The organism is Nitrosospira sp. NRS527 (assembly GCF_018406445.1).
Taxonomy (GTDB): Bacteria; Pseudomonadota; Gammaproteobacteria; order Burkholderiales; family Nitrosomonadaceae; genus Nitrosospira; species Nitrosospira briensis.
This window is the reverse complement of record NZ_AP024515.1, coordinates 1,543,880-1,568,211: the sequence shown is the minus strand read 5'-3', so window position 1 is coordinate 1,568,211 and position 24,332 is coordinate 1,543,880. Positions and strand designations below refer to the sequence as shown.

Sequence of the window (24,332 nt, the reverse complement as noted above, 5' to 3'; positions counted from 1 at the left end):
CATACTGCACGCAATAACCGGCAATGGCTGGGCAATGGCTGCCAATACCAGCAACGCTGATTATGCAATCAGCACAACAATTCGAACTGGGGAAGTGTCGGAGATATGCTAATAATAATCGGAACTCTCGTCGTTCTCGGATCAGTGTTCGGCGGGTATGCTCTTGCGGGCGGACACCTTGCCGCACTGTTCCAACCGGTCGAACTGCTGATTATCGGTGGCGCCGCATTGGGCGCCTTTGTACTGGGCAATACAGGCAAGGCGCAGAAAGCCACGCTCAAGGCGCTGCCGAAAATCATGGAGCGTCCCAAGTACACCAAAGCCATGTATATGGATCTCATGGCTCTCCTCTACGATCTTCTTGCCAGAGCGCGCAAGGAAGGGTTGATGTCAATAGAACACGATGTGGATGAACCGCACGAAAGCGCCATTTTTGCGAATTATCCGAATATCCTGGCGGATCAGCAGGTGCTGGAGTTCATGACAGACTATCTGCGCCTGATGGTGGGCGGCAATCTCAACGCGTTCGAGCTTGAAAACCTGATGGATAACGAGATCGAGACTCATCATCAGGAAGGTGAAATACCGGTGCAATGCATCAACAAAATGGCCGACAGCATGCCGGCCTTCGGCATTGTTGCGGCTGTGATGGGCGTGGTGCACACCATGGCCTCGGTGGGCCTTCCCCCGTCCGAGTTAGGCATATTGATTGCCCAGGCGCTAGTCGGCACCTTTCTCGGCATCCTGCTGGGCTACGGCTTGGTGGGGCCGCTTGCCTCAGTGCTGGAGCAGAAGCTCGGAGAGTCCACCAAGATGTTGCAATGTATCCGGGTTACGCTGCTTTCGAGTATTAACGGCTATGCGCCGGCGTTGGCGGTTGAATTTGGCCGCAAGGTACTCTATTCGACCGAACGGCCCAGCTTCAGCGAGCTGGAAGATTGTGTCAGACAGGCTAAAGTCAGATGACCGGAAGCACCCATGGCTAACCAGATTCGTCCCATTGTAATCAAAAAAATTACAAGGCGTAGTGTCCATCACGGCGGCCAATGGAAGATTGCATACGCGGATTTCGTCACCGCAATGATGGCATTTTTCCTGCTCATGTGGTTACTCAGCACCTCCAGCAAGGCCGAACTGCAAGGCATTTCCGAGTATTTTCAGACGCCGCTGCAGGTCATGCCCTCGAGAGGCCATGGCACTCACGATGGCACAAGCATCATTCAGGGAGGAGGCCAGGATCTGGCGAAACAGAAGGGGCAGCTCAAAAGATACCCTTCCGACGCTGACACGAAGCCTCTCAATCTCAAGGCCGCGCAGGCTGAACTGGAGCGCCTCGATAAGCTCAGACTCGAGGATTTGAAGGACCGGCTGGAACGGTTGATAGAATCCAACCCGACCATGCGCCAGTTCAGGAAGCAGTTGCTGGTGGATATTACCACTGAAGGGCTGCGTATCCAGATTGTCGACGACCGGAACCGCCCCATGTTCGCGCTCGCCAGGGCTGAACTGGAACCTCATACCAGGGATATCCTGCAAAAGCTCGGCGACGTGCTGAACGAGATGCCGAACAAGGTCAGCCTCTCGGGTCATACGGACGCAACGCCCTATGCGAGCGGCGAGAAGCACTACAGCAATTGGGAACTGTCGGCGGACCGGGCCAATGCCTCGCGGCGTGAACTTGTCGCGGGCGGCATGAGCGAGCAAAAGATCATGCGGGTGGTCGGTTTAAGTTCCGCTGCGCTTTTCGATAAGGATGACCCGGTTAATCCCATCAACCGCCGCATCAGCATTATCGTAATGAGTAAAAAAGCCACGGCGGCTCTTGACAAGGAAGGTGGTGAAACCAAAAAAATCAAAAGCGGCACGGTAGTGAATTCGCAAGCGCTACGCTTGGCCGATAGCAGTTAAAGACCTCCAGGTCCGACGCTAATAAAAGCCGTTCAAATACTTTAACCTGACTCCAGGCGACGCCTGGATTCAGGTTAAAACGGAATTGCGGGCGGAAGTTCGCTCTTTTCCGCCGATGACCTATTCCTGAAGCACCCGATAATTGGCATATGCACGATTATGGATGTGCCTCAGGGAGTCAGCGGTGAGCGAAGATAGCGATCTTGAACGGACGGAACCTGCGTCGCAGAAGCGGCTTGAGAAAGCCCGCGACGATGGACAAGTACCGCGCTCCACGGAACTGTCCACATTCATGGCCTTGATCGCCGCCGGCGCTGGCCTGTTGCTGATGGGTGGTCATCTTGGGCGAGAGCTTGCGAGCCTGATGAAAGACGGGATGATGGTGCCGCCTGAGATCGGCTTCAATTCCGGCTTGCTCACCGAGCGTATGCTCGACCAGTCTTTGCACGCCCTCTTTGCATTGTCCCCATTTCTGATTCTGATGTTCCTCGTGGCGCTGCTCGCGCCCATGCTGCTCTCCGGCTGGCTTTTTACCTGGAAGTCCCTTACCCCCGACCCCAGCCGGCTTAATCCTATGAAAGGCCTGGTTCGCATGTTTTCGCTGAACAGTCTGGTCGAGCTGGTCAAGGCGCTCCTTAAAGCCACGTTGATCGGCACGATGGCGATCTGGACCGTTTGGCATCAAAAAGAAGCAGTGCTGTCACTGATTTCAGCGCCGCTTGCGGCAAGCGCCGGTCACATAGCTGAACTGACCATCATGAGTTTTATGGCCATCGCGGGAACGATGGTGCTGATCGCAGCGGTAGACGTACCATTCAAGCTCTGGGATCACTACCGCAAGCTCAAGATGACCAAGGAAGAGCTGCGCCAGGAAAACAAGGAAACAGAAGGCGACCCGCACGTCAAATCCCGCATCCGTGCCCAGCAGCACGCCATGGCCAGAAAACGCATGATGAGCGAGATTCCCAAGGCTGACGTGATCGTGACGAATCCGACCCATTATGCGGTTGCGTTGAGGTACGAAGACGGCAAGATGCGTGCGCCTAAAGTCGTTGCCAAGGGTGCGCACCTGTTGGCACAGAAGATCCGCGATATTGGTGAGCAGAATCACGTGCCGCTGCTCGAAGCGCCGCCGCTCGCCCGCGCTTTATATCATCACGCCGAGCTGGGAGATGAAATTCCGCAAGCGCTGTATAACGCCGTTGCTGAAGTGCTGGCCTATATTTACCAGTTGCGCCGCCACCAAGCATACGGCCAATCCGGCGGCAAGGCTCCGCTCCCGCCCGATGCGCTGCCAGTACCGGCTGAAATGGACCCGGAAAATACCGCCTCCCAGAAACATGAGAAAAACCTGAATAAACCATGAATTCGATCAAGAAACTGACTTACCTCTTTAGTGGCGTGAGCGTGCACAGCCTGGCCGGGCCACTGCTGATATTAATGATTCTTGGCATGATGGTGCTGCCGCTGCCCGCCTTCCTGCTGGACATGATGTTTACCTTCAACATCGCGCTTTCCATCATGGTATTGCTGGTCAGCATCCATACGCTCAAGCCGCTTGATTTCGCGGTATTTCCCACGGTTTTGCTGCTTTCAACGCTATTGCGGCTGTCGCTCAACGTGGCATCCACCCGCATCGTACTGATGGAAGGCCATACCGGACCCGATGCGGCGGGAAAGGTAATCGAAGCATTTGGCCACTATCTGGTCGGCGGCAACTACACGGTAGGGATCGTGGTGTTCATCATTCTCGTGGTGATCAATTTTATCGTGATTACCAAGGGGGCAGGGCGCATCGCCGAGGTTGCCGCGCGCTTCACCTTGGATGCCATGCCCGGCAAGCAGATGGCGATTGACGCGGACCTGAATGCCGGCCTCATCGGTGAGGAAGAAGCCGGCAAGCGTCGCACCACCATCGCTCAGGAAGCAGAATTCTATGGTTCGATGGACGGCGCGAGCAAATTCGTGAGGGGGGATGCAATCGCGGGCATCCTGATCCTGATCATCAACGTGGTCGGTGGATTGATCATCGGCACGCTGCAGCACGACCTGGACCTTGCTACCGCGGCTAAAAACTATACCCTGCTCGCCATTGGAGATGGGCTGGTCGCACAAATTCCCGCGCTCATCATCTCCACCGCGGCCGGCCTGGTGGTAAGCCGCGTGGGTACCGACGAGAATATCAGCACCCAACTGGCGGGCCAGCTCTTTTCAAGGCCGCAGGTGCTGATCCTGACCGCGACGATCATCGGCCTGATGGGCATGATACCGGGTATGCCCCACATTGCCTTTCTGCTGCTGGCGGCTGTGCTGGGTGGCGGAGCCTACCTGCTGATTCAGCGCAACAGGCAGGCGGCGGTTCCCGCCGCGGCCGCGCCCGCTGCACAGCCGGAAATCCAGGATGCGAGTTGGGATGACGTAATGCCCGTGGATATCCTGGGGCTCGAGGTCGGGTACCGGCTGATCCCGCTGGTAGACAACGCGCAGGACGGAGAACTGCTGCGGCGGATCAAGGGCGTACGCAAGAAATTCGCCCAGGAAATCGGGTACCTTCCGCCACCGGTACACATTCGCGACAATCTGGAACTGCGGCCCAATGGTTACCGGCTCACGCTCAAAGGCGTTGTGATTGGCGCGGGCGAGGTCAACGTCGGTCAATACCTGGCGATCAATCCGGGTACGGTATCCGCCAGTTTGCCTGGCCTCCTGACCAGCGATCCCGCATTTGGATTGCCCTCGGTCTGGATCGACGCCAGTCAGCGCGAGTATGCCCAGACCCTGGGTTATACCGTGGTGGATGCCGGCACAGTCGTCGCAACGCATCTTAACCATCTGGTACATGGCCATTCGGCGGAACTGCTGGGCCGCATGGAGGTACAGCAATTACTGGACCGTCTCGCGAAGGATTCGCCCAAGCTGGTAGAAGATCTGATCCCGAAGCTGCTGCCGCTCTCCACCCTTCAGAAGATCCTGCAGAATCTGCTCGAAGAGAATGTGCACATCCGCGATATGCGGACTATCGTCGACGCGCTGGCGGAGCACGCCGTCCGGATTCAGGACCCGCACGAACTGACCGCGCTGGTTCGCATCGCTTTAGGTCGGGCGATTGTCCAGCAGATTTGGCCGCAGCCGGGCGATTTGCAGGTCATCGCCTTGGATTCCGGGCTTGAAAGGCTGCTGACACAAGCTTTGCAAGCCAGCCCGAACGGAGTCGGCATAGAGCCAGGCCTGGCCGATACGCTGCTACGCGAAGCCTCCGGCGCTAGCCGTCGCCAGGAACAGGTAGGCCTCGTGCCGGTACTGCTGGTGCCCGCACCGCTGCGAACACTGCTGGCCCGGTTCCTGCGCCGTACCGTTCCGCAGCTCAAGATATTGTCACACGCCGAAGTACCCGATTCCAGCAACATTAAAGTCACGTCTATTCTGGGAGCCCGAGCATGAGCATCAAACGATTTTTTGGTAAAACGACCAGTGAGGCATTGCGCAAGGTTCGCGATGCACTTGGTTCCGATGGGGTAATTCTATCCAACCGTGCGGCGGATGGCGGCGTCGAGATATTGGCCTTGAGCAATAATGACATGACGGCCATGATACCGCCGCCCGAGTCTGAAAAAGCAGAATCGGCACCACAAGTACATCGGGAACAGGAGGCAGACGAGTTCTGGTGTCACAAGCAGGCGCTTCTTCCTTCCGCCAGGAAAAACGCTCTGAAGTATGCCCTTGAAGCTGATACAGACTTCAAGAACCTGGCTCGACCTGATACGGGTCTTTCTAATGAAAAACAAGCGCAATGGGCAGGCGCGGCGGTAATTGAAAACGACAGGGTAACCCCGATTCCGGCTGCTGAAACCCCTCAAATGACGGCACCGGTAGCACAACCAATACCGGACCCGGCAATCGGCAGAAAAACAAACCACTCTACAATTGATTCCGGCCAGCCGGCACGCGTGACGAATGAGGCCGCCGTGCCGGAGGTTTCCGTTTCCGGTTCCGCAAAACGGGGCCGAAATACCCGTAAAGCACCCGGCAAAATTATTCCGGATGAGAATACTTCCAGTAAAAAGAATCCGCCTGTAATCGATCCCCTTCAAATGGCAGACGCGGTGGCCGCGAGTGTGCTCAAAGAGATCAGGTCGCTGCGCGGCACTATGGAACAGCAATTCTCCGCGCTGAACTGGAATAATCAGGAAAAACGCGACCCGGTCCACGGAGGACTGCTGCGCCAGGTATTGGCGGCAGGCTTCAGCCGTTCCCTCGCGCACAGCCTGCTGGAACAACTGCCTGCGGAAAATACCGGAAAAGGCGAAAAAGACACGATGAACTGGATAAAAAACGTGCTGACTTCCAATCTCCGGAGCATTGGCGACGAGCGCGAAATTCTGGAGAAGGGCGGTGTTTATGCACTGGTGGGTCCTACCGGGGTGGGCAAGACGACGACTACCGCAAAACTGGCGGCGCGTTGCGTGGTGCGCCACGGCGCAGACAAGCTTGCGCTGCTCACTACCGACAGTTACCGCATTGGCGGGCATGAGCAATTGCGGATTTATGGCAAGATCCTTGGGGTTACCGTGCTTGCCGTGAGGGACGCGCAGGACCTGAGCCTCGCCTTGGCTGAGTTGCGGGGCAAGCATATGGTTCTGATCGACACCGTGGGCATGGGTCAGCGCGACCAGATGGTGGCCGAACAGGTTGCGATGCTGGCAGGTTGCGGCACCCCGGTCAAACGGCTGCTGCTGCTCAATGCCGCTTCCAACCGGCATACACTCGACGAGGTGGCTCACGCCTATCAGGGGGACGGCCTGGCGGGTGCAATCATCACCAAACTGGATGAAGCGGTCACCATTGGCTGCGCGCTCGACACCGCAATCCGTCATCGCTTGCCGCTTTATTATGTAGCGGGCGGCCAGCGCGTTCCGGAAGATCTTGAAATGGCTGACTCCCGGGCTCTGGTGAATCGCGCGCTGGATAATCTACCTGACGAATCTTCCTGCGCTATGTCGGAAGATGCGTTCCCCTCGATCGTGATGGACCACAATATCGGCGCGGGCAACCCGGATAAAAGCGAGGCCCGTCTTGGCTGAGCCCATCCATGACCAGGCAGAGGGACTCCGTCGCTTGCTGGTACAGAATTTTCTTAATGTTCTCACCATCACTTCCGGTGGCACGGGCACAGGCAAGACAACTACGGTAATCAGTCTGGCGGCCGCCCTTGCACGCAGCGGCAAGCATGTACTGGTAATCGATGAAAATGCGGGCGCCAATAACGTCAGCGCTACGCTGGGTATCAGCGCCCATCGTGATTTGCTCGATGTAATCCGGCGCGACAAGACGCTGGATGAAGTGATCATTCCTGGCCCCGGAGGGTTTTTCATCCTGCCGGCTGGGCGCGGTATGCGTGTTCTAGGAAAGCTGAGCGCGGCCGACCAGGCTCATGTGATCAGCTGTTTCGCGCAACTTGCTCAACCGATCGACGTAATACTCATCGATGCCGCACCGGGCCGATCCAGCCAGATGCTTACGCTTGCCCATTCCATTCATGAAATCGTGGTCGTCGTTTCCCCCGAGCCCGCTTCGATTACCGCGGCCTATGCGTTGATCAAGCATACCTGTAGTCATCATCAGGATAAACAGCATTTTCACGTAATGGTCAACAAGGCTGGAACCGAGACCCAGGCGAAGATGATTTTCGACAACATGGCTGACGTAGCCAGGCGTCATCTCTCGGTTTCACTCGATTTCATGGGTTTTGTGCCGCAAGACGGCAAGCTCTGCCTCGGCCGGCGTGTAACCGGCGCCATTCCCGCTACGGCTTCAGCCGCCGCATTCAGCCGGATAGCGGAATCACTGGCTGACTGGCCCTGCCCGGATGACGAGGAGACAGGCCTGGAACGCTTCATGGAATGCCTGCTGCTAAGCAGCCAGAACAACAGTGCCGATGCCGCCGTCACCGCCACCGCCGCAGGTGCGAGATGAGCCAGATGATGTATACCTCAGCCGGCGTAATCGATAAACAGCAGCATCTTGCCGAGTTTGCCCCACTCGTCAAACGCATCGCGCATCACATGATGTCCAGGCTGCCGGGTAGCGTGGAAGCGGATGACCTCATCCAGGTCGGCATGATGGGTTTGATGGATGCGCTGAATCGCTACCAGGAAATACCGGGGGCGCAGTTTGCGACATATGCGCAGCAGCGCATACGCGGCGCCATGCTGGACGAATTACGCCAGATGGATTGGCTGCCGCGGGGGGCGCGCAGGAATATGCGTCAAATCGAAACAGCAATCAACGCACTGCAGCAACGCCTCGGCCGTGCGCCCACGGAACCGGAAATAGCCAAGGAACTCGAGGTGCCAATCGAAGGCTACCACGAAATGCTGCTCGATGCGCGGGGTGCGCAGCTGATCCATTATGAAGATTTCTCCGATAGCGAAAATGACGATTTCCTGGAGCGCAACTGCGTCGACACCAGCGGTGATCCACTGGCGAGCCTGTTGAACGGCGACCTGAGGCAAGTGCTGATCGGCGCCATAAGCGGCTTGCCGGATCGAGAAAAAACATTGATGGGGCTCTACTATGAGCAGGAGCTGAATTTCAAGGAGATCGGCGCGGTTCTCGGCGTATCCGAATCCAGGGTATGTCAGATACATAGCCAGGCAGTTGCGCGTTTACGCGCCAAACTCAAGGAATGCGCATGGACTTCAACAGCATAATCGGAATTGCCGTCGCTTTGATTGCCATCTTTGGCGGGCAAGCGCTGGAAGGCGGCCATCTCGGCTCACTTGTCCAGTTTACCCCGCTTCTTATCGTGCTGGGGGGTACATTGGGAGCGGTACTGTTGCAAAGCCCGGTGCGCCAGTTCGTACTCGGCATGAAGATGAGCCGCTGGGTATTTGTTCCACCGGTACTCGACGCGGGTATATTGGTAGAGCATATCGCCATATGGAGCACCACTGTCCGCAAGGAGGGCTTACTGTCGCTCGATACGCATGTGGAAGGTATTGATGATCCTTTCGTAAAAAAAGGATTGCAACTGGTGCTGGACGGTACGGAGCCGCTGGTATTGAAGCGCATGCTGGAAGTAGAGATCGATACATTCGAAGACTTTCATCACCAAGGCGCAAGAGTATGGGAAGCCGCAGGCGGCTACGCGCCGACCATCGGCATTCTGGGTGCCGTGATAGGTCTTATACAGGTGATGGAGAATTTGTCGGACCCTGCCCATCTGGGCAATGGGATCGCCGTGGCGTTCGTGGCCACTATTTATGGCGTGGGGCTCGCAAATCTGGCATTCCTGCCCATCGCCAACAAACTGAAAACGCTCATCGGCCGTCAGGTACTGATGCGCGAAATGCTGGTGGACGGGTTGGTCGGTATTGCCAAAGGCGAGAACCCGAGGTTGATCACTGGACGCCTCAACGGGTACTTGGCGTGACCCTAAAACATTAATGAATATTATTGCTGCAAGAAGGGTAACACCCAAAGGCAATACCCAACGGCAACACAAATTTTTATACACATTCAAAAGGCAATAATGAAAGAAGATCACCGCACCACGACAACAAGCAGAATCGAGGATTCAGTTAACCCGGATGATGACCAGGGAGCGCCATTGAAAGATATGGAGCGTCCAGAGAGGCGGCAGGGGGAAAGACGGCTTGGTGCAGAACGTCGCGACCCGAATAGCCCAGGAGCGAACAATCCTGACAGGCGCAATCCGAATCGCCGGATAGCAGGGCGACGGGCGACCGATAAAGGAAAGGGCGCCAAGGCCTAGCAGCCTGTCAGATTTAAAGGAAATCGGCTGAAAAAGTGTCTGACTGTTTCATATCGGTGCTTTTCGACCAATAGAACAACTATTGGCCTTCAAAATCCCCAAAATCTGCCCTCACCAGTCACTTTTTCGCTGCGATTCTTTAAGTCCGACAGGCTGCTAGAACGGAACACCACTCATCCATAACCCCACACTTGAATCCTTAAATGCCGCGCAGACACAGATCGGAAGAGCGTGAAAATCACGAGCGGTGGCTGGTATCCTACGCCGACTTCATTACCCTGCTGCTTGCGCTGTTTGTTGTGATGTATGCAGCCTCCCGCTTGAATGACGGCCAGTATGACCAGGTGCTGACGGGGTCGTTCGTCAGTGCGTTCGGTGCACAACCGGACGGGCGCGATAAGGCAGTCCTGACGCCTGACGTCATATTGCCGAAACGTGCACCGAAAACTACTCCGATTACCGCTTCGACCCTTCCAACGCCGGACGATGAGCTTGCGGTAAAAAAAGCACGTCGATTTGTGGAAGCGCAACGCCAGCAGAAGGACCAAATGGATATCATCGCCCGCGAAATCACGGCCGTATTCGGTTCGCTGGTGGAAGATGGGCAGGTAAGGGTAATTCACAGCAACCTGGGCCTGGGAGTGGAGATCAATGCCAGCGTATTATTTTCGCCCGGCCAGGCGCTATTGCAGCAAGATTCCAGCAGAGTGATCGAGGCGGTGGCGCAGGTGTTGAAGAACGACAGCCATGCGATTCAGGTGGAAGGCCATACCGACAATATACCGATCATCACCGAAAAATTTCCCTCCAACTGGGAACTGTCGGCCGTGCGTGCCAGCAGCGTGGTGAGGTTGATGATCGGCAATGGCGTGGATGCCACGCGGCTTACGGCAGCGGGATATGGCGAAAATCGCCCTGTCGGACCGAACGACACGGAGGAGGGCCGTATGCGAAACCGGCGAGTCACAATCATGATCCTGTCCAGCCTTCCCGATATCTCAGCCGGGATTTTATCCGGGAATTCATCTGAGGGTTCATCCGACACTTCAACCGGGGCTTCACCTGATGCGATACCCGGCCTATCCAATACCGTACCTGCTACCTTGATAGACACCTGATTGGGTACGTTGGCCTGGCACACTGCGCCGTATCGGAAAGCTTACTGATCGACTCAGCCCTCGCCAAGCTGGCGACCACCGAAAAACGGCTGGGGTTGGCCATCCGAACAATACAGCCTCGCGCTTTGCCCGCCATGGGTCGAGGTCTGTAATACCGATATCGCCTGCTGGATGTAGCGCAGGCGCTGACCGACAAGGATGCCGTTGATCTTGTTGAGCTGACTGGCTGTTTCCGCCAATTGAAGCAATTCCTCCCACGCACCGACAGCAGCGGGGCTATCGCGTAAACCGCGTTCCATGCCGATGTGGTCTTGAGTATAGCCGAGCTTTCTCAACCAGTAGTTGCGCGCATCCGACAGTTGAGCCAATTGTTGGGCCTGATGCGCTTTTTCGTTGGCGATCAACAGCAGCAGAGATGCGCCCGGCTGCTGTAATGCAGCTTGCTCCCGGCGCAAAATATCGATGAAGTCCCGCGTTGCGTCGCGCTCGCGGCTGATGCAGGCAACGGGATCGAAAATACTGTTGGTCAAGTTAACCCTTCCCCCTATGGATCAGGTCGCGCACTGTGTCGAGCAAACCATCGGCGACCTTGCCGGGGTTTACGGTGAAGTGGCCCTCGCTGATTGCCCGTTTGATTTCCTCTACCCTGACGGCGTCGAAAACTTCGACATCCCCCAATTTTTTTTCGATGCTTTGCAATTGTATGCTCAGTTGAACGCTATCTTTTCCGCCCACTGAAGCATTCTGGCTTTTTGAAGGCACGCTGCCCACTGCCATTTGCCCGGGTTTGCCAGCGCTCGCCTCGCCGATGGGCTTGGTAGCGTTGGTTTTGATGTTATTTTCTATCTGCACGGATTTGCTCCTACAATTGATTGTAAGCAGTGTAACGGAGACCTCGGAAGAAACTTGAGTTTTTTTGCCAAAATCTGTGGCACAACAGGTTCAACCTGAAAAGCCTTTTATATCAGTGGCAAAAACCATCACACATTTGACCAAATTCTCATTGCAGTTCTACGATCCATCAATAGTTCACAGGATGGGTGCAATAGTTCGTAGGATGGGTGGAGCAGAGCATAACCCATCAGAATTTGCGTCTGGCCCCATATGGCAAACCCATGGCTGAGCCGATAATGCAATTTATCACGGCTGGAAAGTTGCTTTCATGAAACGAACGTGATGGGTTGCGCTCTGCTCCACCCATCCTACGGCCCTACAGTCTACAGTCTGCGGTCCATCAATAACTTACTTCCACTATTGCTCCGGCCCGGGCGGTCCCGCTCACCACCGAACCCGAAGCAATACGAACCTGCACCAGCTGTCCCTCAGCGGCGTTATTGAGCGCTCTACCATCCGCCGTTACGCTGAATCCACGTCCGCTGGAGACCAGTTTCACATTTTGATTCTGCATCACTGCCGCTCGTGCGCGCAGCATGTCCTGGCGTAACGGGCTTCCGAAAGAAATGCTGCCGGAGAGCGTTCTACCCAAAGCCAGATTCGGGTCAGTGACAACACCCGGCGGAAGCTGCGCCAGATCGCCGCTGCGGGTGGCCAGATCCGCCGCGGTAAGCATATGTCCTTGCGTCAGAGGCTTGGCGCTGACAACATAATCCGCAATGACTTTTACCATGGCGCGTATGTAAATCGTCCATTGATATGGCACGGTGCAACGCACTATCACAGTGGTATTGCCCCACGGCCGGCTGCCGGGCGGCAAGGACGGCTCAAGTGCGGCGCAGGCGGGCAGGTTGATCCGGGGATCGATTGCACCCAGCGTAATTTCAGGCTGACCGGGCAGACCGGCCGACTGGGTATGCAGGAAGTTCAAGACAATATCCTGGACAAGACGCGGATCCTGCCTAGCGTTCGCCGATGCCGAAGCCGAGCCCAATGCCGCAGCGGACAGGGAGAGAAGGGCGACAAAGCTCAGGCCGCAGGAAAGTACATGGCGAGACACGATGGGCATGGCGAATTCCTCAAAAAAATGTCCTGGATCAGGGTGAACCGGGGTTGGCCGCAATTCTAGTCTGCGGGCCACCTCGGCAGCATGTCGAACTGAGGCGGGTTTGGGCCGTTATTTGATGAATTGCCCGCATGCATGACAACGCATCATGTTTAACGCAATCAACCTGATCCGGACCTCTTGATCCTGCAGGAAAACGGCATTGATTGCCTCCTCCCATTTCTTCCTTTCGACAAGCAGACTGGATTTGTGGTCCTGTGGCTGCGGAATAGTTGGCGAGGCAGCCTCGCATCACAGGGGAAGGCCCATTACTGGAAAGGACTTAGAAAGCGAAAGATCGCTTAAACCCGAAGATAAAGGGTTTTAACCCTGCTGATCTTTCTTTTGGACCGATCAGGAGTGAAATACCATGGCAGCAGCGCAATTTCCAATCAATACCGGTATCGGAAGCATGTACTTGAGGAGAATTCATGATAAACAAACTTGACGCGACATTTCGCTTTTACGAGGATGCCGCCAATCTGCGGGCCCATCGCCAGCAATTGATCGCGTCCAACATCGCCAACGTGGATACGCCGAACTTTAAGGCGCGCGACATCAGTTTCAAGGACGCGCTGGAGAATACCGGCGGCAACAAGGTCGTCAAACTGGCAACAAATGTTCCGAATCATATTGCGTCGCCAAGCAGTGGCGGCGGGGCAGCCGCAGCCGGCGCGCCGTTGATGTATCGCGCCGCCATACAGGGAAGCGTGGATGGCAATACGGTAGATATGGATATCGAGCGCAGTCAGTTTGCTGACAACGCTATCCACTACGAGGCCAACCTCACATTCATCAGCGACCAGATCAAAATCATGCGGGCTGCCATTCAAGGTTAAGGAGAGATTGCATCATGTCCCTGTTCAATATTTTTACCGTCGCCGGTTCGGCGATGACAGCCCAGAATCAACGCCTGAACGTGGTGGCGAGCAACCTCGCCAACGCCGATAGCGCGGTGAGTTCCAATGGCCAGCCATACAGGGCCAAACAGGTGCTGTTCATGAGTATCCCGTCAGTAGCCGGCGCCGATCCCAACAACGCATCCAATGGGGTAAAGGTGTCGGGGGTAGTCGAGGATCAATCACCGATGAAGCTGATATACGAACCCAGCCATCCGATGGCAAACGAGGAAGGTTTCGTGACCATGCCGAATGTGAATGTGGTGGAGGAAATGGTCGATATGATCTCCGCCTCGCGTTCGTATCAGAATAATGTGGATATGATGAATACCGCAAAGACCCTGCTGCTGAAGACTCTAAGCATCGGGCAATAAGCAATCGCACAACAAGGAAAAACCATGAGCACAATCCAGGATACACAATCGGCCTCAAATCTTTTTGCAACGTATGGTGCAAAAAATACGGCCAAACCGGCGGCGGATGATCCCCAGGACCGGTTTCTCAAGCTGCTGGTTACGCAGATGAAGAATCAGGATCCTCTCAACCCACTTGATAACGCTCAAGTGACTTCGCAACTGGCGCAAATCAGTACGGTCAACGGTATCGAAAAGCTTAATGCCACTATCCAGGCCATGGCGAGCAACTTTAACGCGGGACAATCTCTGCAGGCTGCCACCATGATCGGTAAAGACGTGCTCGTGCCCGGGTCCGATCTAAGGTTGGCGGGTGGCGGCGGAATATTCGGCGTGGAACTGGCGCAAGCGGCGGATCAGGTGAAAGTAACGATACACGATGCCTCAGGCCGCGCAATCCGGGTTATGGATCTGGATGCGCTGCCAGCCGGTCCCTTGGCCTTGGCATGGGACGGCAAGACCACCGAGGGTGTCCAGGCCGCCGATGGTACGTACAGCTTCAGCGTAGCAGCGTCGCGCGGTGACCAGAAGATCGATGCGCAACCGCTGGCCTTCGGCTCTGTTCAGGGCGTTTCCCAGGGAAATGAAGGCGTCCGGCTGAATGTCGGAACGCTTGGAATGGTGGGGTTGACCGATATCAAACAGATTTTTTAAACCGGGCATTATCGAGTATTCCGCCTCATGGATGAGGCGCTATCCAAGGAGTTATCATGAGTTTCCAGCAAGGCTTAAGTGGTTTGAACGCAGCATCGAAAAACCTGGATGTGATCGGCAACAACGTGGCTAATGCCAATACGGTGGGGTTCAAGCAGTCTCAGGCCCAGTTTGCGGATGTGTTCGCCAATTCACTTTCGGGCGGCAGCAGCGTTCAGTCCGGCATCGGCGTCAAGGTTGCCGCAATCGCGCAGCAGTTCAATCAGGGCAGCATTACCGCATCCAGCAATCCGCTCGATGTTGCGATCAACGGCGGCGGCTTTTTTCGCCTGAGCGATCAGGGCACCATCAACTATTCGCGCAACGGTCAATTCCATCCGGATAAGGATGGGTTCATCGTTAACAGCAGCGGCCAGCGCCTCACCGGGTATACGGCGAACGCAACCGGCGTGGTCAGTACCGCCGCGCCAACCGATTTGCAGATCTCGACGGCCGACCTGCCGCCCGCGGCAACCACGCTGGTGAGCGCCCTTGTTAACCTGGATTCGCGCGAACCGACACTCAGTTCCGCTGCCTTCAACCTGGTTGATCCGACAACGTACCATGGTTCAACCTTTCTGCCGATTCACGACAGCCTGGGCAACCCGAGCACACTGTCGGCCTATTTCCTCAAGACAGGCACCAATAGTTGGGATGTCTTTGCGGCCAATGATGGCGCTTTGCTCAATGGCGGCGCATCGGTGGGCGCGTTGAATTTCTTGTCCAACGGCGCGCTCGACCCGCTAAGTTCCAGTATATTCAGTGTAGCGGCGCCGGTCAGCACCGGTGCCAATCCTCTGGCTTTCAATCTTGATTTCACCGGCACGACCCAGTTTGGATCCAGCTTCGGCATCAACGCGCTGGAGCAGGACGGTTATACCTCAGGTCGGCTCACCGGGTTTGCCGTCGGGGCCGACGGCATAATCCGCGGCAGCTATTCGAGCGGAAAATTTTTAACCCTGGGACAGGTGGCGCTAGCCAATTTCGCCAATCCCCAGGGTCTGGAATTGCGCGGTAATAATACCTGGAAAGAAAGCGCCGCCTCTGGCGCTGCATTGGTGGGCGTACCCAATACTGGAGGGTTGGGTGTATTGCAATCCGGCGCAGTTGAGGATTCGAACGTGGAGCTTACCTCGGAGCTCGTCAATATGATTACTGCCCAGCGAATCTACCAGGCCAATGCCCAAACCATCAAGACACAAGACCAGCTATTACAGACGATAGTGAATCTGAAATGATGGTAAGCATGAGGGCATAAGCGACCGCAACTGCTAGCAGCCGATTTCCTTTAAGCCCGACAGGCCGCTAGACCTCGATTTCGTATTTCACCGTTGCGAAAACGTGATGCACGGCGATATCTGCAATCGAGGTTCGTTTCAGAGGCTGCTCAACCTGCCACATGGGTTTCTAACCCTACTTAAAAAATCCACCTACCACAGGAGTAATCATGGATCGAATGATCTATGTTTCCATGACCGGCGCAAAGCATACGCTGGGGCAACAGGCCGCCATGTCGCACAATCTGGCGAACGCAAACACGACTGGCTACCGTGCCGAGACCAGTGTGTTACGGGCCGTGCCGATCCTCGGTAATACGCTGGCAACACGGGCATTCGTGGTGGATTCCAGCGCTGGCGCGGATTTTCGCCCCGGTACCGAGCAGCATACCGGGCGTGAACTCGACGTAGCAATACAGGGACCGGGATGGATCGCCGTGCAACTGGAAGATGGGAGCGAAGCGTACACACGCAACGGCAGCCTGCATATCAGCTCCAGCGGGATATTGCAGACTCGCAACGGCCTGAATATACAGGGCGACGGCGGACCGATTTCCATTCCCCCAAATACCGTCGTCACGATGGGGAGGGACGGGACGGTCTCCACCGTGCCGGCAGGCGCAGGCGCGAATGAACCGAGTATCTCCTCCACAATTGGCCGCATCAAGCTGGTCAATCCTCCCGAGGCCCAACTCACGCGTGGCCTGGATGGGCTGTTCCGACTAGTGGGTGGCGGCGAGTCCGAGGCCGATGTCGAGGTCACGCTCAGCAGCGGCGCGCTGGAGGGCAGCAACGTCAATGTAGTCGAGGCTTTGGTCGACATGATCTCGCTTTCGCGCCAGTTTGAAATGCACATGAAGATGCTCAAGAATGCCGAGGGTAATGCTCAACGCGCCAGTGTCCTCCTGTCGGTAAACGGCTGATACCCGAACGCCAGACTCCACTGTAATCCTTGCAATAATCCACAAGTAGGTCGGGCTCCGCCCGACATCGTTTTTGATTGTCGGGCGGAGCCCGACCTACTTGCGCATAGCGCATTACGCCTAATCCAACATCGATCAATTTGCGTTATGCACAGGACGATTTCGTCGTATCGAATCAAGATGAAACCGGGAAGAAACACGGAATTGACCCTCTTTTCCACGCGCTGGCCATCTCGGCGCTGTTATACGATGTCGCAAATATCGCACCTCGGTTAGTGGCTGCACAGCGCCCTTACCGCTTAACCTTCAGGAGAACCACTTGATTCGCTCACTCTGGATTTCAAAGACCGGTCTGGATGCACAACAGACCCAGATGGATGTCATCGCCAACAATCTGGCAAATGTCAGCACTAATGGGTTCAAGCGCTCGCGCGCCGTGTTCGAGGACCTGATATACCAGACGTTGCGCCAGCCTGGCGCGCAATCATCGCAGCAGACGCAATTGCCATCCGGCCTGCAGATCGGTACCGGCGTAAGGCCGGTCGCCACGGAGCGCGTGTATACCCAGGGCAACTTGCAGCAGACCGGCAACTGGAAGGATGTGGCGATCAACGGCCAGGGATTCTTCCAGGTATTGCGGCCGGATGGCTCGACAGCCTACACGCGTGATGGTTCGTTCCAGATTGATGCCGAGGGGCAGCTCGTCACGTCGAGCGGGTATCAGATTCAGCCCGCCATCACCATTCCTCCCAATGCTCAGAGCGTTACCATTGGCCGCGATGGCGTTGTCACCATAACCCAGCAGAATGCTCCTCTCCCGGCCCAGGTAGGTTCGCTGCAGCTTGTTACTTTCATCAATCCGGTGGGTTTGCAGGCTGTCGGTGAGAATCTCTTTATCGAAACCGGTTCCAGCGGCACCCCCAACCTCAACACGCCGGGTGCGGATGGCACCGGATTGCTGAACCAGGGCTACGTGGAAACTTCCAACGTCAACGTAGTGGAGGAGCTGGTAAACATGATACAGACCCAGCGTGCCTATGAGATTAACAGCAAGGCGGTCCAGACCTCGGATCAGATGCTGCAGCGCCTGTCACAAATGTAATGTGGCAAATTATAGAAACAATGACTGGCGAGCGGCCATATGCCGTGAGCATGCGGGCAGCCCGATGACTGCAAATATTTTCGCCGCACGAAGCGAACAGTTGGCGGCATCTCTCGTGCTTATGGTTGCCATTCTGTTCGGGCTGTCAGGGTGCATAACCCTCCCGGCCCCCGCATCGATCGTGCAGCAGCCGCTATCTTCCCGCGCGGCGCAGGCAGGGATACCGCCGGCCAATGGAGCGATTTATCAGGCGGGCATTCAGCACCGGCCGTTATTTGAAGATCGCCGTGCGCGCCAGGTGGGCGATACGATAGTGATCGTCCTCAACGAAAAAACCAACGCAAGCAAGAAATCCAATAGTAGTGTCAATAAAAACGGCGAGGTAAATGTGGGTATCCCGCCTATTGTATTTGGTGTTCCCATCACTAAAAAAGTGGACATGGGCGCCTCTACCGCCAATGATTTTGCAGGTAAAGGCGAAGCGGCTTCCGCCAACAATTTTACCGGCACGATTACCGTTACCGTGCTTGAAGTGCTGCCGAACCGCAACCTGGTGGTAAGCGGCGAAAAGCAACTATCCATGACGCAGGGCACCGAGTACATCCGTTTCTCCGGCGTGGTCCGTCCCGAGACCGTCATCAACAACATGGTTTCGTCCGTGCAGGTGGCTGACGCAAAAATCGAGTACAAGGCCAACGGCTACATCGATGAGGCACAGACCATGGGCTGGCTCTCGCGCTTTTTCCTGACTGTCTCACCGTTTTAATAAACGCATGAATTATTGCGCTAAAAATTGAATGATTACCGTGGTCCCAGCGATTCCATGATCCCTCCATTCTTCAAGTCTGTCGTTCACTTACTATCTATTCTGTGGATCGGATGCTGCGCCATGGCGGGCCCGGCACACGCCGAGCGCATCAAGGATCTTGCCTCGGTCCAGGGGATGCGCACAAACCAGCTTGTCGGCTACGGACTGGTTGTGGGACTGGACGGCACGGGCGATCAGACTATCCAGACGCCATTTACCATACAGACGCTCAACAGCATGCTGATGCAGATGGGCATCAACGTACCGCCCGGCACCAACATGCGCTTGAGAAACGTGGCTGCCGTAATGGTAACGGCCGTGCTGCCGTCGTTTGCTCAGCCCGGCCAGATTATCGACGTGACGGTCTCCAGCATGGGCAATGCCAGAAGCCTGCGCGGCGGCACATTGCTGATGACGCCGCTCAAGGGTGCTGACGGCGAAGTCTATGGGATGGCTCAGGGCAACTTGCTGGTTGGCGGAATCGGTGCTGCCGCCAGCGGCAGCAAGGTACAGGTCAACCATTTGAATGCCGGACGTATCTCTGGCGGTGCAACGGTCGAACGGGCGGTACCTGTAGTGCTGACTCAGGGCAATGGCATACGGCTCGACCTTAACACTACCGATTTTTCCACGACCAGGCGGATAGTGGAGGCGATCAACGGCCGCTTCGGTGAGGGCACCGCCTTGGCAATGGATGGCCGGGCGATTCAGGTGCGAGCACCCGAGGGCAGCGACCAGCGCGTGGCATTTATCGCGGAAGTGGAAAGCATGAATATTAGTCCTGCGCCGGCTCAGGCAAGAGTTATCGTCAACAGCCGCACCGGCTCGGTGGTCATGAACCAGTCGGCCACGGTTGATGCCTGCGCCATTGCCCACGGGAATTTATCGGTAGTCATCAGCACCGAACCGGTGATCAGCCAGCCCGGACCGTTTTCCAGCGGGCAAACGGTGCAGGCGCAGCGCTCGACGATCGAGATCAAGCAGGAGTCGGGGATGCTGACAATGGTTGAAGGTGCATCGCTGGCCGAAGTGGTGAAGGCATTGAATGCTATCGGCGCGACGCCGCAGGATCTGCTGTCGATTCTTCAGGCGATGAAGTCGGCTGGCGCGCTAAGGGCGGAACTGGAGGTCATCTGATGGTTGCCTCGGCTGATCTGTCTACCAAATTCGCCCTGGATGTGCAGGCGGTCGATGAGTTACGCATTGCGTCAAAAAAAGATGGTCAGGCCGGTCTTGAAGCCGCAGCCCGGCAGTTTGAAGCCCTGTTCATGAACATGATGCTGAAAGCCATGCGCGACGCCACACCGCAGGATGACTTGATGGACAGCGAGCAGAGCCGCCTTTACACGTCGATGCTCGACCAGCAGCTCTCGCAGAGCATGGCCTCCCGTGGCGTGGGTCTGGCCGATGTCATGATACGGCAACTGCGTGGCGGATTGCCGCCGGAACCGAAACAGGAAACATCTGGACCGGCTTCCGCCATCGAGGGTCACCGGCCTGCCGGGGATATTTCGTCCCTGGTGCGATTAAAATCAAACCCGATTACCCAGCAACGTGCGCAGCCACCGGCCTCCGCAGCCGAACAGAGGCTGTCGAGTCCATCGAGTCCATTGGCACCACCGGCAAACCCGAGAGCGGAATCGCTCACTCCGGTAGTGGCTCAACCCGGAGCGCACTCACATGTGATGGAGTTTCAGGCCAAGCTGATGCCGTACGCGCAGCAGGCCAGCCAGGCGACTGGCATACCCGCGCTGTTCATGCTGGGGCAGGCTGCACTGGAAAGCGGATGGGGCAAACGCGAGCTTCGCGGGTTAGATGGCACACCCAGCTACAACCTGTTCGGCGTAAAGGCCGGCGCCAACTGGAAAGGCCCTGTAGTGGAATCCGTAACGACGGAATACGTCAACGGCGTGGCTCGCAAGGGCGTGGAAAAATTCCGGGCTTACAGTTCTTATGCGGATGCCTTCGGCGACTATGCCAATCTTCTGCGCAGCAACCCGCGCTATGCGCAAGTGCTGGCACAGGCGGTGCAAGGCCTTGATGCAGAAAGTTTCGCGCAAGGCCTGCAACAGGCGGGATATGCAACCGACCCGGATTATGCGGACAAGCTGAGCCAGATCATCAGGACCACCCAGTGGTCCGGCGAAGCACCGCTGTAAGCGCCACTGCCGATATTTCCCCTCGCTGTCCTGCACACTGCCAAGTTGGACTAAACGGACTAAATATTTTTGATCCTGAGTCGTTAATATCGCATGAATACGGACAAGAAGATCTGGAGACAATATGGCTAACGGCATTTTTGGTATCGGTCTCAGCGCGCTCAACGCGGCTCAGCAAGGGTTGCTCGTTTCCGGCCACAACGTCAGCAATGCAGCCACGCCCGGCTACACTCGCCAGCAAACCGTACAGTCGGCGAGCGGCGCGCAAGCCACCGGCAGCGGCTTCATCGGGCGTGGGGTGCAGGTCGATACGGTTAAGCGCGTATATAACCAGTTGCTGGTAAGCCAGGTTGCACAGGCAAAAACGGAATCGGCCCAGCTCGACACCTACTTTGCGCAGATGGGCCAGATAGATACGCTACTGGCGGACCCGACCGGCCGGCTGGGCCTGGCGCCGGCGCTGCAAGATTTTTTCGGTGGCGTGCAAGACGTTGCCACCAGTCCATCCGACATCGCTTCCCGGCAATCCATGCTGTCCAACGCCGAGGTGCTGGTACGGCGTTTCCAGTCGCTGAACGACAGCCTGGATAAAATCCAGGATGGGGTGAACGCACAGATCGAGAATAGTGTCTCGCTCATCAATACGCTGGGTGCGAAAATTGGCGAGTTGAATGCAACCATCAGCCTGGCCGAGGGCAGCGCAGGCGGCCAACCGGCAAATGACTTGCGAGACCAGCGCGACGAACTGGTCATGCAGCTCAACAATGAAGTTCGCGCCAAGGTCGTTGAACAGAGCGATGGCAGCTATAGCATCTTCATCGGCACGGGCCAGTCCCTGGTCGTGGGTTCAACCGCTTTCCAGCTCGCTACGACAGCTTCTCCAGTGGATCCGCAACGCCTCGAAATAGGTTATGTTACCGGTGGTAATACTTTACCAATCAAGGAATCGAGCCTGGATGGGGGCAAGCTGGGCGGGCTGCTGCAATTTCGCAACGGCGAACTCAATGCAGCCCGCAACGGCCTGGGGCGCGTTGCTATCGGTCTGGCGGGCACATTCAACGACCAGCATCGGCTGGGGCAGGATGTGCACGGCAACCTGGGTGGCGAATTCTTTACGATACCGAGCCCATCGGTCGCGGCATCGGCAAAGAATACCGGCAGCGCGGTCGTTGCCGCTGATATCACGGGCTACAACGCCCTTACCACCAGCGATTATCGGCTGCGGTACGATGGCACCAACTACACCCTCATGCGGCTTAACGACGGCGTCGCCCAAACCTTTGCAACACTCCCGCAGACTGTGGATGGCGTGCGTTTGAATATTGCTTTCGGCACTGCTGTTGCAGGCGATGAATTTCTGATCCGGCCCACGATAAACGGCGCGGGGCAAATTGAGGTGGCCATCCAGGATACCGATCTGATCGCCGTGGCCGCACCGATCCGGACCGACACTCCGCTTGCCAACGCCGGCACCGGACGCATCAGCGCCGGCAGTGTCGATGCCCCGCCGCCGCCCAACCCCAATCTTAAAGAACCGGTCACCTTTACCTTCACCAGCGCTACGACCTTCGACGTGAGCGGGAACGGAACCGGTAACCCGACCGGTATTGCGTTCACTTCCGGCAGCCCGATCAGTTTCAACGGATGGACCGTGACCCTCACGGGAATACCCAAACCGGGAGATACGTTCAGCATCGGCCCCAACGACAACGTGACGACGGACAATCGCAATGGGTTGCTGCTGGGTGCATTGCAGAGTAGCCGCACTTTAGCGGGTGGTACGGCGAATTATCAGGGCGCCTATAGTCAGGTGGTCAGCCTGATAGGTAACAAGACCCGTGAACTGGACGTCACCAGTAGCGCCCAGTCGGCACTCCTGAGCCAGGCACAAGCTTTGCAGCAATCCGAATCGGGCGTGAATCTGGATGAAGAAGCCGCCAATCTGATGCGCTACCAGCAGGCGTATCTCGCCGCCAGCAAGGTGATACAGACGGCCAACCAGATGTTCGACGCGCTGCTTGATATTACAAGGTAACGAGCGGATACAGGCATGCGCCATCGGACTGATGGATAACCTGCGATAAGGCCGGATAGAGATAGAATCACCAAAAAGGAGTCCTCATGCGTATCAGCAGTAACACCAGCTATGAACTTGGCATCGCCGCCCTCAACCGGCAGCAGGCCGCGCAGGTAAAAGCCCTGCAACAGATAAGCAGCGGACAGCGCGCACTGACGCCTTCCGAGAATCCCGCGGCCTATGTCCGGGCGCTTGAAGTATCCCAGGCCGATTCAGCCAATATGCAATACGCGATAAACCGGCAGAACGCCGCCGCCAGTTTCGGGATGCTGGAAGCGACTCTCGGAGATGTAACGAATTTATTGCAGAACGCGCAGGGACTGGCCGTGTATGCGGTTAACGGCACCCTTACCGACAGCGGACGCAGCGCCATCGCAACGGAATTACGCGGGAATCTTGAAGAACTGCAGGGCCTTGCAAATCGCACCGACGGGAACGGGCAATACCTTTTTTCCGGCTTCCAGGGCGCTACCAAGCCATTCACCGACACGGGCAGCGGCATACAGTATCACGGCGACGAAGGCCTCCGCATGATCCAGGCCAGCTCATCCCGCCAGCTTGCCGTGAACGAATCGGGACGAGAAGTATTCGAGCGAATTCCGGCCGACGGGGGAGGGTACCAGAGCATGTTCAAGACACTCTCCGACCTGATCGATGTGCTTGAAACCCCCGTGACCGATGACGCCAGCAAGACCGCGCTCGCCAACGGCTTGAGCACTGCCCAAAACAACCTCTCCAACGCGCTAGACAATGTGCTGCGAGTCCACGCGTCGGTAGGCACGCGCATGAAAGAAGTGGATACGCTCAACAACAGCGGCGAGGAATTGGATATTCAGTACAAACAACAGCTATCCGACCTGCGGGGAGTCGATTACGCCAAAGTCATCAGCGATTTGACGCAGCAGCAGACTTATCTGGAAGCGACGCAGAAAGCGTTTTTGAAAGTGCAGGGGTTGTCGCTGTTTGATTATATTCGGTAGGGTTAATCGAACAATGGAGCTCGGCGGGATTATGCCGCTCCTGGCGCTGGCGAAGCCCAGGTAGCGCTTCCCCGAATTCCGCAAGCTGAAGGCAATACCGCTTCCACTCTGAGCGAACGCCCTGACGCAAAAATATCAGTACCGGCTTCTGTAAATCGGCAACCAGTCTGACTTAATGCGGCATTCGCAGCAGGAGTGCCTG

Annotated in this window: 24 protein-coding genes; 21 read left to right on the top strand and 3 right to left on the bottom strand. The window is 56.5% G+C overall.

The features are described 5' to 3' along the window. The first annotated feature begins 105 nt into the window (after window positions 1-105). From motA to motD, 10 genes are all read left to right on the top strand, one after another. The gene (motA, locus tag KJS40_RS07000) at window positions 106-966 is read left to right on the top strand and encodes a flagellar motor stator protein MotA (RefSeq protein WP_213539609.1); all 861 of its coding nucleotides are present in this window, start codon (window positions 106-108) and stop codon (window positions 964-966) included. Window positions 967-978: 12 nt separating this feature from the next. After that, window positions 979-1,908: a flagellar motor protein MotB gene (gene motB / locus KJS40_RS06995; protein ID WP_213539608.1), complete on the top strand. Its 930-nt coding sequence runs from the start codon at window positions 979-981 to the stop codon at window positions 1,906-1,908. Window positions 1,909-2,092: 184 nt separating this feature from the next. Further along, window positions 2,093-3,274: a flagellar biosynthesis protein FlhB gene (flhB, locus tag KJS40_RS06990; protein ID WP_213539607.1), complete on the top strand. Its 1,182-nt coding sequence runs from the start codon at window positions 2,093-2,095 to the stop codon at window positions 3,272-3,274. After that, window positions 3,271-5,349 (top strand): flagellar biosynthesis protein FlhA, encoded by a 2,079-nt coding sequence (flhA, locus tag KJS40_RS06985; RefSeq protein ID WP_213539606.1) that lies wholly within the window; start codon window positions 3,271-3,273, stop codon window positions 5,347-5,349. Before flhB ends, flhA begins: the two co-directional genes overlap by 4 nt. After that, window positions 5,346-6,989 (top strand): flagellar biosynthesis protein FlhF, encoded by a 1,644-nt coding sequence (flhF, locus tag KJS40_RS06980; RefSeq protein ID WP_213539605.1) that lies wholly within the window; start codon window positions 5,346-5,348, stop codon window positions 6,987-6,989. The genes flhA and flhF overlap by 4 nt, the downstream gene beginning before the upstream one ends. Continuing rightward, a complete protein-coding gene (locus KJS40_RS06975) occupies window positions 6,982-7,881 on the top strand; it encodes an AAA family ATPase (RefSeq protein WP_213539604.1) in 900 nt (299 codons plus the stop codon). Before flhF ends, KJS40_RS06975 begins: the two co-directional genes overlap by 8 nt. Before the next feature lie 8 nt (window positions 7,882-7,889). Then, complete coding sequence (locus KJS40_RS06970; protein WP_213539750.1) at window positions 7,890-8,618, top strand: RNA polymerase sigma factor FliA; 729 nt, start codon at window positions 7,890-7,892, stop codon at window positions 8,616-8,618. Beyond that, the gene (locus KJS40_RS06965) at window positions 8,600-9,340 is read left to right on the top strand and encodes a flagellar motor protein (protein ID WP_213539603.1); all 741 of its coding nucleotides are present in this window, start codon (window positions 8,600-8,602) and stop codon (window positions 9,338-9,340) included. The genes KJS40_RS06970 and KJS40_RS06965 overlap by 19 nt, the downstream gene beginning before the upstream one ends. 99 nt (window positions 9,341-9,439) lie before the next feature. Continuing rightward, entirely contained in the window at window positions 9,440-9,682 is a 243-nt protein-coding gene (locus tag KJS40_RS06960) for a hypothetical protein (protein ID WP_213539602.1), read from the top strand. 203 nt (window positions 9,683-9,885) lie between these two features. Further along, window positions 9,886-10,800, top strand: a complete 915-nt coding sequence (gene motD / locus KJS40_RS06955) for a flagellar motor protein MotD (protein WP_213539601.1) — start codon at window positions 9,886-9,888, stop codon at window positions 10,798-10,800. A 53-nt stretch (window positions 10,801-10,853) separates the two neighbouring features. Here the strand turns inward: motD and KJS40_RS06950 are convergent, their stop codons facing one another. The 3 genes from KJS40_RS06950 to flgA all read right to left on the bottom strand — a co-directional run bounded on the left by KJS40_RS06950 (window position 10,854) and on the right by flgA (window position 12,763). Then, window positions 10,854-11,330 carry a flagellar protein FlgN gene (locus tag KJS40_RS06950; RefSeq protein ID WP_213539600.1) on the bottom strand — a complete coding sequence of 159 codons (477 nt, stop codon included), beginning with the start codon at window positions 11,328-11,330 and terminating at the stop codon, window positions 10,854-10,856. Window position 11,331: 1 nt separating this feature from the next. Continuing rightward, a complete protein-coding gene (gene flgM / locus KJS40_RS06945; protein WP_244859742.1) occupies window positions 11,332-11,652 on the bottom strand; it encodes a flagellar biosynthesis anti-sigma factor FlgM in 321 nt (106 codons plus the stop codon). Between the two features lie 382 nt (window positions 11,653-12,034). Continuing rightward, the gene (gene flgA / locus KJS40_RS06940) at window positions 12,035-12,763 is read right to left on the bottom strand and encodes a flagellar basal body P-ring formation chaperone FlgA (RefSeq protein WP_213539599.1); all 729 of its coding nucleotides are present in this window, start codon (window positions 12,761-12,763) and stop codon (window positions 12,035-12,037) included. Window positions 12,764-13,230: 467 nt separating this feature from the next. Between flgA and flgB the strand changes: the two genes are divergently transcribed. From flgB to flgL, 11 genes are all read left to right on the top strand, one after another. Next, complete coding sequence (flgB, locus tag KJS40_RS06935; protein ID WP_213539598.1) at window positions 13,231-13,638, top strand: flagellar basal body rod protein FlgB; 408 nt, start codon at window positions 13,231-13,233, stop codon at window positions 13,636-13,638. A 14-nt stretch (window positions 13,639-13,652) separates the two neighbouring features. Next, window positions 13,653-14,072 (top strand): flagellar basal body rod protein FlgC, encoded by a 420-nt coding sequence (gene flgC / locus KJS40_RS06930; RefSeq protein ID WP_213539597.1) that lies wholly within the window; start codon window positions 13,653-13,655, stop codon window positions 14,070-14,072. 24 nt (window positions 14,073-14,096) lie between these two features. Beyond that, window positions 14,097-14,765 (top strand): flagellar hook assembly protein FlgD, encoded by a 669-nt coding sequence (gene flgD / locus KJS40_RS06925; protein WP_213539596.1) that lies wholly within the window; start codon window positions 14,097-14,099, stop codon window positions 14,763-14,765. A 56-nt stretch (window positions 14,766-14,821) separates the two neighbouring features. Continuing rightward, window positions 14,822-16,042, top strand: a complete 1,221-nt coding sequence (gene flgE, locus KJS40_RS06920; RefSeq protein WP_213539595.1) for a flagellar hook protein FlgE — start codon at window positions 14,822-14,824, stop codon at window positions 16,040-16,042. A gap of 209 nt (window positions 16,043-16,251) precedes the next feature. Further along, window positions 16,252-17,004 (top strand): flagellar basal body rod protein FlgF, encoded by a 753-nt coding sequence (locus KJS40_RS06915; protein ID WP_213539594.1) that lies wholly within the window; start codon window positions 16,252-16,254, stop codon window positions 17,002-17,004. A 319-nt stretch (window positions 17,005-17,323) separates the two neighbouring features. Further along, on the top strand, window positions 17,324-18,106 hold the full coding sequence (flgG, locus tag KJS40_RS06910) for a flagellar basal-body rod protein FlgG (RefSeq protein WP_213539593.1): 783 nt from the start codon (window positions 17,324-17,326) through the stop codon (window positions 18,104-18,106). A gap of 64 nt (window positions 18,107-18,170) precedes the next feature. Next, window positions 18,171-18,872, top strand: a complete 702-nt coding sequence (locus tag KJS40_RS06905) for a flagellar basal body L-ring protein FlgH (protein WP_213539592.1) — start codon at window positions 18,171-18,173, stop codon at window positions 18,870-18,872. A 123-nt stretch (window positions 18,873-18,995) separates the two neighbouring features. Continuing rightward, a complete protein-coding gene (locus KJS40_RS06900; RefSeq protein ID WP_244859741.1) occupies window positions 18,996-20,051 on the top strand; it encodes a flagellar basal body P-ring protein FlgI in 1,056 nt (351 codons plus the stop codon). Continuing rightward, window positions 20,051-21,073, top strand: a complete 1,023-nt coding sequence (gene flgJ, locus KJS40_RS06895) for a flagellar assembly peptidoglycan hydrolase FlgJ (RefSeq protein WP_213539590.1) — start codon at window positions 20,051-20,053, stop codon at window positions 21,071-21,073. The genes KJS40_RS06900 and flgJ overlap by 1 nt, the downstream gene beginning before the upstream one ends. Before the next feature lie 124 nt (window positions 21,074-21,197). Continuing rightward, entirely contained in the window at window positions 21,198-23,108 is a 1,911-nt protein-coding gene (gene flgK / locus KJS40_RS06890) for a flagellar hook-associated protein FlgK (protein ID WP_213539589.1), read from the top strand. An 86-nt stretch (window positions 23,109-23,194) separates the two neighbouring features. Further along, window positions 23,195-24,130, top strand: coding sequence for a flagellar hook-associated protein FlgL (gene flgL, locus KJS40_RS06885; RefSeq protein WP_213539588.1), 936 nt, complete (start codon window positions 23,195-23,197; stop codon window positions 24,128-24,130). Window positions 24,131-24,332 lie beyond the last annotated feature (202 nt).